Source organism: Oryzifoliimicrobium ureilyticum, assembly GCF_037199735.1.
Lineage (GTDB): Bacteria > Pseudomonadota > Alphaproteobacteria > Rhizobiales > Rhizobiaceae > Rhizobium > Rhizobium ureilyticus.
Genome location: NZ_JBBBVQ010000026.1, coordinates 1 through 15461 on the forward strand (window position 1 = coordinate 1; position 15461 = coordinate 15461).

Genomic DNA, 15461 nt, shown 5'->3' on the forward strand with positions numbered 1-15461 from the left:
AGAAGCTGATCCCGCTGATGATCCTCAATGCGCTGGAGGGCAAGCCGCTGCCGGTTTATGGCAATGGCGCCAATATCCGCGACTGGCTTTATGTCGAAGATCATGCAAGGGCACTTGACCTCATTGCGGAGCGCGGCCGCATCGGCGAGACCTACAATGTCGGTGGACGCAACGAGCGGCGCAATATCGACGTCGTCACACGCATTTGCGAACTGATGGATGCGATCCGTCCGCAGGCAGACAGCCACAAGCGTCTCATCACCTATGTGGATGATCGTCCAGGCCATGACGCCCGCTATGCGATCGATGCCGACAAGCTGGAGAACGAGCTCGGCTGGCGCGCGCAGGAGAACTTCGACAGCGGCATCGAAAAGACCGTCCGTTGGTATCTGGAAAATCAGTGGTGGTGGGAACCACTGCGCAAGGGATATGCCGGCGATCGCCTCGGGCTTCTCAATGAGAAGAGAAAGGCAAGCGCATGACCAGTGCTCTGAAACGCATGGTGGTCACAGGCAAAGAGGGACAGGTCGTTCAATCCCTTCTGGAGCGCGCCAAGCAACAGCAGATGTTCGAGGTGATTGCGCTTGGTAGACCGCAGATGGACTTGTCGCAGCCCGAAGGGCTATTTGACGCAATAGCCTCGGTACAGCCAGACATCATCGTCTCGGCTGCCGCCTATACCGCGGTTGATCAAGCCGAAAGCGATGAGGAATCCGCGCAGGTTGTTAATGGCCTCGCTCCTGGCAAACTTGCGGAAGCGGCAGCTCGTCTGAATGTGCCGATCGTGCATCTCTCCACCGACTATGTCTTCGATGGCAGCAAGTCAGATCCTTATCTTGAAACGGATACTGTTGCACCGCTTGGCGCCTATGGCCGGTCAAAACTCGCCGGCGAACAGGCGGTTGCTGCAGCGACGGACAATCATGCCATTCTTCGAACGGCCTGGGTCTACAGTCCCTTCGGCAAGAACTTCCTCAAGACAATGTTGAAGGTTGCCGAAAGCCGCGATGAGCTGAATGTTGTCGATGATCAGCGTGGGAACCCCACCTCTGCACTGGATATCGCCGATGCAGTGCTTCAGGTCGCAGCCAATCTTCTGGACAGTGATAGCCGCAGTCAGCGTGGCGTCTTCCATATGACAGCCAGTGGCGAGGCAAGCTGGGCTGATTTTGCCATTGAGATCTTCAAGCAGTCTCAAGCCTTGAATGGACCACATGCAGTGGTCCACCGCATTCCATCCAGTTCCTATCCAACGCCCGCCAAGCGACCTGCCAACTCCCGTCTCAACTGCACAAAGCTGCTCGACGTGCATGGGGTTCAGCTTCAAGACTGGAGGCAGTCGGCGGCTGAGATCGTGGCGCGGCTTATTCAACAATAAACTTTAAGGGCACATCGATCATGAAGGGCATCATTCTTGCTGGCGGTAGCGGCACGCGGCTTCATCCGATGACGAGGGTCATCTCGAAGCAGTTGATGCCGGTCTATGACAAGCCGATGATCTATTATCCGCTGTCGACGCTGATGCTCGCAGGCATCCGTGAGATCCTGATCATCTCGACACCGCTTGACATGCCGCTCTTCGAGCGCCTCCTCGGCGATGGATCGCAATGGGGCGTGAAACTCAGCTATGCCGTTCAGCCGCATCCCGGCGGCCTTGCCCAGGCCTACATCATCGGCGCCGACTTCATCGGCGACAGCCCATCCTGCCTCATCCTTGGCGACAACATCTTCTACGGCCATGGCGTGACCGATACCTTCCGCCGCGCCATCGACAACCTGCAAGGCGCAACCGTCTTTGCCTATCGCGTTGCCGATCCGGAGCGCTATGGTGTCGTCGAGTTCGACGAGACGCGCAAGGCCATCTCCATTGAGGAAAAGCCCGAAAAGCCGAAATCGAGCTATGCCGTGACCGGCCTTTACTTTTACGACAAGGACGTCGTTGAGATTGCTGCCAATCTGAAGCCATCGCCGCGCGGAGAACTTGAGATCACAGACGTCAACAAGGAGTATCTGAAGCGCGGCCGGATGAATGTCGAGACGCTCGGACGCGGTTTTGCATGGTTTGACACCGGAACTCCCGACAGTCTCCTCAACGCGGCAGAGTTCGTCGCGACGCTGGAACGGCGTCAGGACGTCAAGATCTCTTGCCCGGAAGAGATCGCCTATCGTCAGGGCTTCATCGACCGCGCTGCCCTCACCCGCCTTGCACAAGAGTATGGCAAAAGCGCCTATGGGGCATATCTGCGGGAAAGGGTGTTGGCGGACGATTTCGGATGATCATGACGAATGTATCGACGAGGATGCGGCTCCAATAAGTTATGTCGTCCATCCGGCGGTGTGACAGGCTCCGATAAAAGAATTGCCCAGATGAAACGAAGGCGTGCGTGGCGTATTCATGACCACTCCCGCCATGAGGACGGCTTGCCGATAACAGCTGTCAATACATGTATAGACATTAGACTTGCATGATGGTTCAATCTTCAAAAAGGGGGTCATCATGAAAAGCTCAATGTTCGATCTGACAGGAAAACTTGCGGTCATTACCGGTGCAAGTCGAGGCTTGGGTCAGTGGATCGCCGTGGCCCTCGCCGAAGCTGGAGCGAATATTTGCGTGACCGCGCGCGACGAAACATCCCTGAGCGAGACGAAGAATAAGGTCGAAGCGCTGGGCAGAACCTGCGCAACAAGCGCCCAGGACGTTACGGATCTTAAGTCGATCGAAGAAACACTGACTAAATTCGACAGCGCTGCAGGTCCCATCGATATCCTCATTAACAATGCCGGTTACGAGCAAGTTTCACCCTCGCTAGAGGTCGAAGAGGAAATCTGGGACAGGATCATCGGGACCAATCTCAAGGGGGCGTTCTTTTGGTCGCAGGCTGCGGCGCGGCAGATGTCGAAGCGGCCAAGCGGCGGGACCATCATCAATGTCTGCTCCCTCACCTCCTATGTCGGAATACCGACCGCCGTGCCCTATGGCTCCTCGAAGTCGGGCCTACTGGGGATGACTCGTGCCCTTTCTGCGGAGTGGGCTTCGCTCGGTATTCGCGTCAATGCAATTGCGCCTGGCTACTTCCGCACCGCGATGACGGAGGGATTTTATCAGGACGAGGCATGGGCAACCAAGATGGAGGAAAAAATCCCACAGCGACGTTTTGGAGACAGCTCAGACATCGGCGGCGCAGTCGTCTTTCTCGCCAGCAGCGCGTCGGCCTATATCACCGGCCAATGCATTCCCGTGGATGGTGGTTTTCTCGCCTCGATCTAATCGAAAGACGCTTGACAGCTCCAAGGTCGCTGTGTTGTCTTAGCATGTATAGACAATTAAAGAACCAGTAACGGGAACGAAGTCTCTGACTTCCTCGAAGTCCGCCGAATTCTTCGGCGTCTTCAATCAAACAGCCTGTGACACACCGCGCTGCCTTCATGGGTCTGAGCGCGAGACGTGGATAAGCGTGCCGAGCAGCACGACCTTTCCACAGAGAGCGCCTTCGTGCGCCAAGAAGGATTTGGGCATGACCGAAGTCACCTTTCATGACTATGCGAAGCTTGGAGCTGACGAGAAGGCCGCGCTCCTACGCCGATCCGAGACTGATATCTCTGCATTTGTTGAAAAAGTAGCGCCGATCCTCGAGGCTGTCAGGACCGAAGGCGATCGCGCGGTCGCTCGCTTCGGCCGCGAACTCGATAAAGCCGAGGTCACCGAGGCAACGCTTAAAGTCACCGAAGCGGAGTTCGATGCAGCATTTAAGCTCGTCAGCGAGGATGTCATTGAAGCGATTACCTTCGGCATCGAGAATATCCGGCACTTCCATGAGGAACAGAAGCCGGAAACCATGTGGCTCAAGGAAATCAAACCGGGCGCCTTCGCGGGCGACCGCTTCACGCCAATCAAATCGGTCGCACTCTATGTTCCGCGCGGCAAAGGCTCTTTTCCTTCGGTCACCATGATGACTTCGGTTCCGGCCGTTGTGGCAGGTGTTCCCGATCTTGCGATCGTCACACCGCCCGCCCCCGACGGCAGCGTCGATGCCGCAACGCTTGTTGCGGCTCGTCTTGCCGGCGTTGAAACGGTCTACAAGGTGGGCGGTGCTCAAGCCGTCGCGGCTGTTGCTTATGGCACTGAGACAATCAAGCCCGCCCTTAAAATTGTTGGCCCTGGAAGCCCGTGGGTGGTGGCCGCCAAGCGCTGTCTGTCAGGCATTATCGACACGGGCCTTCCTGCGGGTCCGTCCGAAGCGATCATCTTTGCAGACGACACGGTTCATGGCGGCCTTGCCTCCCTTGATCTCCTTATCGAGGCAGAACATGGCCCAGACTCTTCGGCCTATCTGGTCACCCATAGTCGCCGCGTCGCCGAGGAAGCTTTGGCTGCCCTCCCCGAACATTGGGCACGCATGACTGATCAGCGCGTTCAGTTTTCGAGCACTGTTCTTTCAGGCAAATGCGGTGGGGTCATCCTCACCTCCTCGGTCGAGGAGAGCTATGAGTTCATCAATGCCTACGCTCCAGAGCATCTTGAGCTCCTATCGCAAGACCCCTTTGCGCATCTTGGCCAGATCACCGAAGCCGCCGAAATCCTCATGGGTCCTCATACGCCTGTCAGCATTGGCAATTTCTGCCTCGGTCCAAATGCTGTCTTGCCAACAAGCCGCTGGGCGCGGACCTTTGGCCCTCTTTCTGTCACCGATTTCGTCAAACGCAGCTCGGTTGGATATGTAACGGCCTCCGCTTATCCCGAGTTTGCAAGGCGCGCTCACACTCTCGCCGAATACGAAGGTTTTTCCTCGCACGCTCACGCGGTATCCGCGATCCGCGATAAGTACCTATCAAAACGAGGCTGACCGATGAAGGCGGCGCGACTTTATGACAAGTTTGATCTGAGGGTGGAAGAGATCGACAAGCCGTCGTCTCCCCCCGAAGGATATGTGACGATCGATGTGCGCGCTGCCGGCATATGTGGTTCCGACCTCCACAACTTCAAAACCGGCCAGTGGATCAGCAGACGCCCTTCAACGGCGGGGCATGAATTCTGCGGAAGGGTGAGCGCCGTCGGTGAGGGCGTCGACAATATCATCGTCGGCGACCTGGTCGCAGCCGACTCGCGCTTCTACTGCGGGCAATGTGAAGCATGCCGATCGGGCCGGACGAATATCTGCGAGCATCTCGGATTCGTTGGCGAGGTATGCGACGGAGGATTTGCGGAGCAGACACAGCTACCTGCACGTCTCCTTCACAAGCATGATCCCTTCCTCGATCCTGCAGTCGCAGCGATGGCAGAGCCTTTGGCAGTCGCGCTTCATGCCATGCGGCGGCTCAACCCACCAAGGGGGGAGCCAGTTATCATCATTGGATGCGGAACGATTGGCGGCCTATGCGGTCTCCTGTTATCGCATCTTCATGAGGGAAAGCTCCTGTTCGCAGATCTCAATGGCGAGCGAGCTCAGATGGTCGCCGAAATCTGCAAGGGGTCGGTCGTCGCGCTGGACAAGGAGCAGACAAGAGCCGCACTTGATAGAGCACGCCTACGATATGGCATTGATGCGACCGGGAGCATCAAAGCCATTGCCGAGGGGATCGATCTTTTGGACGGAGGTGGTGCGCTGGCTCTCGTGGGCATTAGCCACGGAAAGCTCGACATCGATCCGAACATCCTCGTGGAACGCGAAATCGCTCTTATCGGTTGCCACGCTTTCAACGACGAGCTTCCCGAAGCCGCTGCGCTGCTTCCAGAGCTTAAACCAGCACTTTTGAAATTCATAGAAATCCTGGAAAATATGGACGACATTCCTGAAGCGTATCAGCGACTTATCGACGGTCGTTCAACCAAGCTGAAAACAATCATACGCATCGCTGACTAATCCAAACGATCTGTCCGCGTGCAACGGAGATGGACATTGCCTGGCCTGTCTGACACCGCTCTTCCGCTGTACGAAAAGGTCAAGGACTTCGTCCTCGACAATATTGGAAACGGGAATTGGCCGCAGAACAAGAAGCTTCCGTCTGAGCATGAATTGACATCATCGCTCGGCGTGTCGCGCATGACGGTCCATCGCGCGCTGCGCGAGCTCACCGCTGAAGGATACTTGCGGCGGGTTCAGGGTGTGGGCACCTTCGTCTCCCCTCCCAAGGCCCAATCAACGCTCATCGAGATCAGCAATATCATCGCGGAAATCAAGGCGCGTGGAAGTGAACATCGCGCAGAGGTTATCCTGCTAGAGCGCATTGAGCGGCCAGATCAGATGCTTCTGGACGCATTCGAATTTGAGGCGCCCTGCCCCATCGACCATTCGATGGTTGTTCATTACGAAAACGGCGTTCCCGTTCAACTGGAGGAACGCTGTGTCAACACGCAGCTTGTCAGCAACTACCTCGATCAGGACTTTACCTCGATCGGCACCTACGACTATCTCCAGCACAGTACGCCGCTGACTGAGGTCGAGCATCTGATTAGCGCCATTCCGGCGACGGAAAGACTTGCCCGCCTCTTGCAGATCCGGGAACGCGACAGCTGTCTCGTCCTCCACCGCAAAACCTGGACCGGGCCGACGATCGCGACAGTCAATACGTTTACCTACGTGGGAAGCCGCTATTCTCTTGGCAGTCGATACCTGCCGCCGAAGAAGTGAAGGCATCTCGGGCAATGAAGGAATGATGAAGACTATGGGGCCGTCCGGCAGTCGAACCGCACTCATCCGAGAGAAAGCCAAAGCACGCAACGGCAGTGCTGAAGGGCTTCTTGCGGGTCTCCTGCGAGATCTGTTTCAGATCGAGGCGCAGGATGTGGCGATCAACTACGATCAATATAGCCTAAATTCGCTGAATGGCTTCTTCTCGGCCGATGGAAAGCAATACTTCTTCAAATTCCATCAGGAGGAACATGAAGAGGACATGAGCGGCGAATATTATCGCGCCGATATTCTGGCAAAGGCAGGCCTGCCGGTAGACCAGCCTATCATGATTTCACAGCTTCCAGGGGAGCAGATCCTCGTCTACAAACGCAGGACAGATCCTCGCTTTTCCGATTTCCTTCGTTCCCTTGATGAAGACCATGACGATGACCTGGCTCGTCTGGCGCTCGACGCAGAGCACGAACTGAATGAAGCCGTTCTCGCCGTCTATCTTAAGACGCTGCATCCCGTTACGCCTGAGCAGGTCGCACAAGAACCGATCCATCGGCTATTCCATGACCGCCTCGTCAGCGTTCCTGAGGATGTCTATCCGGGCGGACGATTGTCGAATTTTTACGTCAGCAAGGTCTTCAGATTTCCCGGCCTAGACCTATCCTGGGACATCCTTTCCAAGGCTCATTTTGTCATCAACGGTATCAACTATCGCAACACGTTGGCAGAGCTTTTTGACGCAGCACATGAGCGATTGGCACCGTCGCGTCTTGACGACAGTGGAGGCGTCACGGCGCATGGTGATGCCCATAACGCCAATGTCTGGTTCGAAATACGGGACGGTCACGCAAGGCTTGCGTTCTTCGATCCAGCTTTTGCCGGCGAGCATGTCCCAACGCTCCTCGCCGAGGTTAAAACCACGTTCCACAATATCCTCGCTCATCCGTACTGGCTTTACGATCCTGCGATTGCTCAACAAAAATTCAACGCAAGGGCGAGGTACGAAAATGGCGTCCTTTACGCGAATTTCGATTGGGAACTGACGCCGGTTCGGGCAGGTCTTCTCAAGATAAAAGCTGAGAGCATGTGGCGCCCGCTCCTTGCTGCTCTGAAGGACCGTGGATTACTTCCGGCGGATTGGCAGAAGGTTATCCGGCTTGGGCTCTTTCTATGCCCGACACTCGTTATGAACCTTCGGGCGGATGCGACAAGCCATAATCCGACGTCGTCCTTGATAGGCCTTTCAGTAGCGACGATGCTCGGGTCCGAACCTTGTGAACGCGACGACCTTGTGTCCCACTTCCTTTCAATGATCGATCCGGAGGCAAGATCGTGACGTTCGTCAATATCAACGACCTCCGGCTTGCATCCAAGAAGCGGCTACCGAAACTGCTCTTCGACTATATCGATGGTGGATCGCTTTCCGAGGAAACCCATCGCCGAAATATTAGTGACTTTTCGAAACTAAGGCTTCGTCAAAACGTTCTCGGCGAATATGCCGAACCTGATCTAACGACCGAGTATCTTGGAAGCAAACACCCGCTGCCCTTTATGTTGGGCCCGGTTGGGTTTCTTGGGCTCTACTCAAGAAACGGGGAACAGAAAGCAGCGACTGCCGCTCACGCTGCGGGAATTCCTCTTTGTCTTTCCAATTTTTCGATCGCATCCTTGGCGGATTTGCGTCGGGTGACTGCCGGCGAACTAAACTTCCAGCTTTACCTGCTCGATGACCGAACGCTTTGTGAAGACTTCTTGAGCGCTGCGGAGAGCGCCGGCGTCGAGAAGTTGTTCGTCACCGTCGATACCGCCATCACCGGCATCAGAGAGCGCGACGTCCGCAACGGCTTTCGATCACTGACGCACGTGACACCGAAGCTCTTTGCGAGCATGTGCCTCAGACCCCGGTGGTTATTGGAGATGGGCCCCGGCGGCATGCCATCTGTTCGCGCCGTCGCGCATCGGAATGACTTTGGCAAAGGCGCGCTGGAACAGGCAGCAAACCTTTCGAGACGCATCGACAAAAGGGTGTCTTGGAAGGACATCGAGGTGTTGCGCGATCGCTGGAAGGGAAAGCTGATTATCAAGGGCATCCTCGCACCGGAAGATGCGGTGAGCGCCCAGAACATTGGCGTCGATGGCATCGTAGTTTCAAATCATGGCGGACGCCAACTCGACGGTGCCATGAGTACCATTACAGCCCTTCCGGCCATCCGGGCCGCGGTCAGGCCGGACTTCTCGCTGATGCTGGACGGCGGCGTGCGAAGAGGAAGCGACATCATCAAGGCCATCGGCCTTGGTGCGGACGGCGTCATGTTGGGGCGAGCTTATACCTTTGGCCTTGCGGCTGCAGGTAAGGCTGGCGTCGAGCACACTATCGAAACCTTAAGGCGAGAGATCACCGTCACGATGACTTTGATGGGCGTCAACTCAATCGCGGACCTGAAGAAACGGGGGCGCGACCTCATCATAGAGGATGAGAGACTGACTCCGACGAAAGATGAAAGCCTTTTTCAGACAGAATGACTTCCACCAAACGATCCAACGGAAAACGTCAAACCAACATCAAGTGCAGGTCCAATCAACAAGAAAGAGGGGTTCCCAATGAACTACAGATCGATCCATCAGCAGTTTTCGCGTGCAGCCATGGCGCTCGGGCTAGCCGGCATTCTCGCCGTCGCCCCAGCCCAGGCGCAAGATCCAATTCCATCAAAGCCCGAGCCGGGCACCTTCAAGATCGGCATTGAGCCATGGCTTGGCTACGGCCAATGGCACGTTGCCGCAGCCAAAGACTTCTTTAAAAAAGCTGGTCTAGAGAAGGTAGAACTTGTCAACTTCAGTGAAGACAAAGATATCAACGCAGCCCTTGCCAGCGGTCAGCTCGACGCCGCTAATATTGCTACCCACACGGCCATGGGCATGGTCGCGGCTGGACTACCTGTAAAAATCGTTTCGTTGCTCGATTTCAGCCTAAAGGCGGACGCGATTCTCGCGGGCGGCGACATTAAGAGCGTTGCTGACCTGAAGGGTAAGAATATCGCGTTTGAAGAAGGCACAACGAGCGACATTCTGTTGAACTACGCGCTTTCCACCAACGGCATGACCTTCAACGACATCACGCGTGTCCCGATGCCAGCCGCCGATGCCGGAACGGCCTTGATTGCGGGGAGAGTCCCGGTTGCCGTGACTTACGAACCCTATATCTCGACGGCACTTGCGCAGGACAAAAACATCAAGCTGCTTTTCGAGGCTGGTAAGGATCCAGGCCTGATTTCGGACGTCCTCGTCGTTCGCGAGGAAGTGCTGAAGGAAAAGCCTGGCCAGGTCCTTGCGATGATCAAGGCATGGGATGCTGCTCTCGCGGATTATAAGAAGAATACGGAAGAGGATCGTGCAATCATCTCCAAGGCCGTTGGTGCGTCACCAGATGATCTGAAGACAGCCTTCGATGGAGTTCAGTATTACAGCTCTGCAGAAGCTGCCAAAGCCTTTGCTGGGGACTTCAAAACGAAGACCTTCGTTGACGTTCTGAAAGCTGCGAAGACAGCCGGCTTGGTCAACCAGGACGTTTCCGCCGACAGCATCATCGACACCTCATTCGTCGATGCCGCGAACAAGTGATTTCCGAGCGCCCACAGGATCATAATGACCAGCTCTGAACTGTCTTCGACAATGAAAACAGGGCCCCGCGCGCAACCGCGCGCGGGCGTAGGAAGACCGCCAGGTGCTTTCCGGATTGGCGACTCTATCCCCGGTCGATCATTCGTCCTGATCGCTATTGTCGTGTTTGCCCTCCTCCTCGCCGTGTGGTGGATGGCGACAGCCACCGGTTGGGTAAAACCGATCTTCTTGCCCTCACCCGGCGCGGTGTGGAGCAAGATGATGGAACTCGCAATCGATGGGACGCTGTGGACTGATGCTGGGATCAGCATCTACCGCATGCTCGTTGGTTTCTTGATCGCATCAGCTTTGGCGATCCCGATCGGGATTATGGTCGGCTGCTTCAAAACGTGGGAAGCAGCAATCGAGCCCTTCGTCGATTTTGTTCGTTATATGCCTGTCGTGGCCTTCGTGCCTCTGACAATCTTGTGGGCGGGAACAAGCGATGTCCAAAAGTTCGTGATCATTTTTATCGGGACTTTTTTTCAGCAGGTCCTGATGGTTATGGATAGCGTCAAGCGTGTGCCAAACGATTTTGTCGGACTTGGCCGAACACTCGGCATGTCCGAGTTCAACATACTACGCCGCATCGTCCTTCCCTCGGCCCTTCCGGGGATCTGGGATACGCTGCGCATCAGTCTAGGATGGGCGTGGACATGGCTGGTGCTGGCAGAACTCGTCGCAGCCACATCCGGCCTTGGCTATCGCATCGTGGTGTCGCAGCGATATTTCCAAACGCAGACGATCATCGGATACATCCTGCTCCTCGGCTTGCTTGGTCTAATCACAGACCAGAGCATGAAGGCCCTTGAGCGTGTCTTTTTCCGGTACACTTCAAGGCATTGAGATGAGCGAACCCAAACTCAAAATCGAAGGCCTGAATAAGTGGTATGGGGGCAAGAAGAGCCCCGTCCATGCTCTGAGCAATATCGATCTTGAACTTGCCGACAATGAATTTGTCTCTCTTGTCGGCGCCTCCGGCTGCGGCAAAAGCACTCTCTTGTCGATCGTTGCCGGTCTACAGGCATTCGATAACGGCGTGCTCCTGACGGACGGCTCCCCAATCGTTGGTCCCGGACTTGATCGTGGGGTCGTTTTTCAGTCCTACACGTTACTGCCATGGCTGACGGCGCAACAAAATGTGGAGTTCGCTCTGAAGGCCGCGGGCCTTAAGGCGGGCGAATGCCGGGATATAGCGCGCCACCACATCGAGCTGGTCAAGCTCACCAAATTCGCCGACGCGTTTCCATCGCAATTGTCCGGCGGCATGAAACAGCGCGTCGCAATTGCCCGCGCACTATCTTATCGTCCGAAAATGCTTTTGATGGATGAGCCGTTCGGCGCACTTGACGCTCTAACGCGTCATCAGATGCAGGAGCTCCTTACTCAGATCTGGGAGGAACATCGCCTGACAGTTCTTTTCGTCACGCATGACGTCGAAGAAGCCGTATATCTGTCTGACCGTATTGTTGCGATGAGCATAAACCCAGGACGGATCAACGCGACCTTCCATGTCGGATTATCTCGCCCAAGGAGCCAGGACATGATTTCTACGCAAGAATTCATCGCTCTTCAAAAGGAAGTGCTTGGTGCGATCCGTGCAGGTTCGCAGGACGAGATGGAACATTAAAACAGGCAAGCAGCCAATTGGCGCAGCAGCCAGACGCTTTTTTTAGTTGAAAGGTCAAGTCATGTTTGAAACCCTTACCGCCGCCCCGCCGGACAAAATCCTCAGCATTTCGCTTCTTTACAAGAACGATCCACGACCGGAGAAAATAGATCTGGGCGTTGGCGTCTATAAAGATGCCCAGGGAACGACAGCGATCATGAGGGCGGTACGTGACGCTGAAAAGCGGCTCTTTGAGGCACAGACAACGAAGACCTATGTCGGCATCGCAGGTGATGAGAAATTCAACAAGGGTATGCTGAAGCTGGTCTTTGGAGAGACCGCCGATCTTTCGCGGATGTTTGCCTGCCAGACGGCTGGAGGATCGGGCGCGCTGCGCACGATCGCAGACCTTTTGATGAAGGCAAGGCCTGACGCAACGGTTTGGCTATCGGACCCGACATGGGTGAACCATCTTCCTATATTGAAGGCAGCGGGCTTCAAAACTGCGAGCTACCCTTACTTCGATCCAGGCACCGGCACCGTCAAGTTTGACGCCATGCTTGAGGGATTAAGGCAGGCCAATCGCGGCGATGTCGTCCTGTTGCATGGATGCTGCCATAACCCGACCGGGGCAGATTTAACCATGGAGCAATGGAGCGCTGTCGCTGAGGTTATGATCGAGCGTGATCTTTTTCCGTTCTTCGATCTTGCCTATCAAGGCTTCGGCAACGGTTTGGACGAAGACGCGGCTTCTGTTCGTCTCTTCGCCGGAAAGGTTCCTGAACTCGTCGTCGCAACCTCATGTTCAAAGAACTTCTCGGTGTATCGCGACCGGGTGGGCGCCGTCATCTTGATGGGAAAAGATGCTGAAGCTGCCCGCATCGCAGGTAGCCAGGCCCTTGCTACAACGCGCGTCCTCTACTCGATGCCGCCGGATCATGCGGCAGCCATCGTTCGCATGATCCTTGAAGATGATGCATTACGCGCCGACTGGAAATCCGAGCTCGAGACCATGCGCCTGCGCATGCTCAACTTGAGATCGGGCTTTGCCGATGCGCTTCGTCGCCAGTCGAACTCTGCCCGATTTGATTTTGTCGCCCAGCATCGAGGTATGTTCTCTCGCCTCGGTCTAACCGAAGAGCAGGTCGAACGCTTGCGGAACGACTTCGCGGTCTACATGGTCGGCGATTCCCGGTTCAATGTCGCGGGGCTGAAGGAAGATCGTCTCGATGACCTCGCGAAAGCGGTGGTTGCGGTCCTTTGATAGGAGGATCAAATTATCCGCGTGGAGCAAGTTAGGTCCCAAGCGCTGTGGCGCTACCGCCTGATGCCGAGGAGGTTTACGTCCCAAAGAGGTAATATATGATGCGATCAGGCAATTTTGAAAGCGGCTTTTTTTCCCTGGCTCGCCACGAAGGAATCGCGGTCGGCATTACGTTCGTTATCAATGAACCAAGACGCGATCGGCCTGGCGCTAATCACGGAACGAAGTTGCAGCGTTTGTAAAGTTGTCAAACAGGAACAGGATGGGATTACCGAGCATGGACAGCAAATTTCATCAACCAGTCGACGGTGCTCAAGTACCTCGTTTTGCTGGGCACGCGACCTTTATGCGGCTGCCTGCCGTCGCATCGGCGGCTGGTCTTGATATAGCGCTCGTCGGTATTCCCTGGGATGGCGGAACAACCAACCGTGCCGGTGCCCGCCACGGTCCGCGCGAAGTGCGCAACCTCTCGAGCCTTATTCGCAGCACCCATCCTGTCTTCAAGACGGAGCCTTTCAAGGTCACCAATGTCGCTGACGTTGGTGACGTTTCCGTCAACCCTATCGACCTTCTGGATGGCCTCAAGCGAATTGAAGAGGGAATTTCCGAAATCGTCAGCCATGGGGCACTCCCGCTTTCCGTTGGCGGCGACCACCTGACGACCCTGCCCGTTCTCAGAGCTGTGGCAAAGACTGGTCCGGTGGGCTTGATCCACTTCGATGCCCATTCCGATACCAACGACACTTACTTCGGTACTAACCCTTACACACACGGGACGCCCTTCCGCCGTGCCATCGAAGAGGGTCTGCTCGATCCTCACCGCATCGTTCAGATTGGCATTAGAGGGTCCATCTATGAGCCCGGCGAACACGACTGGGCCAAGGCCCAAGGCGTTCGGATCATTTACATGGAGGAGTTCATCGAGAGAGGAGCTCAGTCCGTTATCAAGGACGTCAAGGATATCATTGGCACATCGCCGGCCTATCTCACCTTCGATATCGACTCCATTGATCCTTCCATGGCGCCGGGCACCGGGACACCGGAAATAGGCGGCTTCACGACAAGGGAAGCTCAGCAGCTCATCCGTTTGTTAGACGGCGTCAATCTCGTCGGTGCGGATGTAGTAGAAGTCGCTCCCCCGTTTGATCTGGTCAACATGACCTCAATCGTCGGTGCCACCATGATGTTCGAAATTCTTTGCATCATGGCCAGACAGATCGAACGCGGGCGCTAGTGGCGCCCACCAGTCCTTCGCCCCTCCGAGCTACTGTGTTGCGATTTTGTAGGCTAATCTCTCATGCCGAAATCTAGAGCCTTTAGGTTCACGGAGCTTTATTATCTATTTTCCGAGTTTGGTACTAAGTCGTATTCCACACCAAGGGCAATTACTAATCACCGTCCCGTTATTAGTCCCTTTGCCACTAGCTAGAAAATACACACCAGCATCTTTAACAACAGCCTTTCCGCCTGAAGCTGAACAAGCATGTGCTATGTGAACACATGGATGCCCGTCAGCAGACCGAAAGATATGTGGGGTTGCGTACGCGCTTACATTATATGGATACTTGAGACATCTACAACGTTCTCAGCACTTTGGAATCCTTGAGGCTAAATCTAATATGGCGTCTGACGATCCGATCCGATTGGTCTACAACCCGGACGAAGCTCAAATACCTGACACCACATTGGGGGTAGTACATCAACTTTATCAGAACTTCAAAATGACCCATAGCACCAAGTGGGAAGCTTGGTATGAGAACAGGATTCAGGTCGAAACCCTTACGGCAGCTTGGGTTGGTGCATTCGTATTTCTAGGAACGTTTATTGCGATACGCTCGTGGTGGGACTCGATTTTCGTAGTTTTGATCACGACTCCGTTCGCGGCTCTGGCGATGTATTTTACAGCCGTCCGGTATGGCAGAGCGCGACAATCGGCTTTCTCCGCGAAGTTCGTTGAATATCAAGTGAAGTTCGATAAAGAGTTCAACAAGAGTATTGAGGTCGAACTTTCTTCTGCCGGTTTCAGACAAACCACGACAACACATTCCTGCACATTGTCGTGGATAGAGTGCCACCTTGCACTAACGCAACCAGAACACCTGGTTCTTGTTTTTCAGACCGCCGTCGTCGCCATCCCTAATCATCTCCTTCCATATCCTCCAAAGGAGATAACGGAGTTAATTCTCCGCTGGACCGATCAAACGATGGAAGAACTGAATAAGAAGAAAACTCAGGAAGAGAGCACCGAGCACGATCGTGGCCCAGTATCTGAAAAGGCCTCTGATACTAGTGAATGATGTACAATCAG

The 15461-nt window shown here is 55.2% G+C and carries 15 protein-coding genes; all 15 read left to right on the top strand.

Annotated elements, in window-relative coordinates; translation table 11 throughout:
* The coding region (locus VQ830_RS24965; protein ID WP_337270872.1) for a dTDP-glucose 4,6-dehydratase at positions 1-482 on the top strand (482 nt) is incomplete at its 5' end.
* Positions 479-1378: a dTDP-4-dehydrorhamnose reductase gene (rfbD, locus tag VQ830_RS24970; RefSeq protein WP_337270873.1), complete on the top strand. Its 900-nt coding sequence runs from the start codon at positions 479-481 to the stop codon at positions 1376-1378. The genes VQ830_RS24965 and rfbD, both read left to right, overlap by 4 nt.
* Positions 1379-1398: 20 nt before the next feature.
* The gene (gene rfbA / locus VQ830_RS24975) at positions 1399-2277 is read left to right on the top strand and encodes a glucose-1-phosphate thymidylyltransferase RfbA (RefSeq protein WP_337270874.1); all 879 of its coding nucleotides are present in this window, start codon (positions 1399-1401) and stop codon (positions 2275-2277) included.
* Between the two features lie 220 nt (positions 2278-2497).
* Positions 2498-3268: an SDR family NAD(P)-dependent oxidoreductase gene (locus VQ830_RS24980; RefSeq protein ID WP_337270875.1), complete on the top strand. Its 771-nt coding sequence runs from the start codon at positions 2498-2500 to the stop codon at positions 3266-3268.
* Positions 3269-3515: 247 nt separating this feature from the next.
* Complete coding sequence (gene hisD, locus VQ830_RS24985; RefSeq protein ID WP_337270876.1) at positions 3516-4844, top strand: histidinol dehydrogenase; 1329 nt, start codon at positions 3516-3518, stop codon at positions 4842-4844.
* Between the two features lie 3 nt (positions 4845-4847).
* A complete protein-coding gene (locus tag VQ830_RS24990; protein WP_337270877.1) occupies positions 4848-5861 on the top strand; it encodes a zinc-dependent alcohol dehydrogenase in 1014 nt (337 codons plus the stop codon).
* A 36-nt stretch (positions 5862-5897) separates the two neighbouring features.
* Positions 5898-6629: a histidine utilization transcriptional repressor HutC gene (gene hutC, locus VQ830_RS24995; RefSeq protein WP_337270878.1), complete on the top strand. Its 732-nt coding sequence runs from the start codon at positions 5898-5900 to the stop codon at positions 6627-6629.
* A 34-nt stretch (positions 6630-6663) separates the two neighbouring features.
* Positions 6664-7959, top strand: a complete 1296-nt coding sequence (locus VQ830_RS25000; protein WP_337270936.1) for a hypothetical protein — start codon at positions 6664-6666, stop codon at positions 7957-7959.
* Positions 7956-9146 (top strand): alpha-hydroxy acid oxidase, encoded by a 1191-nt coding sequence (locus tag VQ830_RS25005; RefSeq protein ID WP_337270879.1) that lies wholly within the window; start codon positions 7956-7958, stop codon positions 9144-9146. The genes VQ830_RS25000 and VQ830_RS25005 overlap by 4 nt, the downstream gene beginning before the upstream one ends.
* Before the next feature lie 78 nt (positions 9147-9224).
* Positions 9225-10241, top strand: a complete 1017-nt coding sequence (locus VQ830_RS25010) for an ABC transporter substrate-binding protein (RefSeq protein ID WP_337270880.1) — start codon at positions 9225-9227, stop codon at positions 10239-10241.
* A 24-nt stretch (positions 10242-10265) separates the two neighbouring features.
* A complete protein-coding gene (locus tag VQ830_RS25015; protein ID WP_337270881.1) occupies positions 10266-11126 on the top strand; it encodes an ABC transporter permease in 861 nt (286 codons plus the stop codon).
* A 1-nt stretch (position 11127) separates the two neighbouring features.
* A complete protein-coding gene (locus VQ830_RS25020) occupies positions 11128-11910 on the top strand; it encodes an ABC transporter ATP-binding protein (RefSeq protein WP_337270882.1) in 783 nt (260 codons plus the stop codon).
* Between the two features lie 61 nt (positions 11911-11971).
* Positions 11972-13153, top strand: coding sequence for an amino acid aminotransferase (locus VQ830_RS25025; RefSeq protein WP_337270883.1), 1182 nt, complete (start codon positions 11972-11974; stop codon positions 13151-13153).
* Positions 13154-13430: 277 nt separating this feature from the next.
* Positions 13431-14387, top strand: a complete 957-nt coding sequence (speB, locus tag VQ830_RS25030) for an agmatinase (RefSeq protein ID WP_337270884.1) — start codon at positions 13431-13433, stop codon at positions 14385-14387.
* A gap of 385 nt (positions 14388-14772) precedes the next feature.
* Entirely contained in the window at positions 14773-15450 is a 678-nt protein-coding gene (locus VQ830_RS25035; RefSeq protein WP_337270885.1) for a hypothetical protein, read from the top strand.
* Positions 15451-15461: the final 11 nt, after the last annotated feature.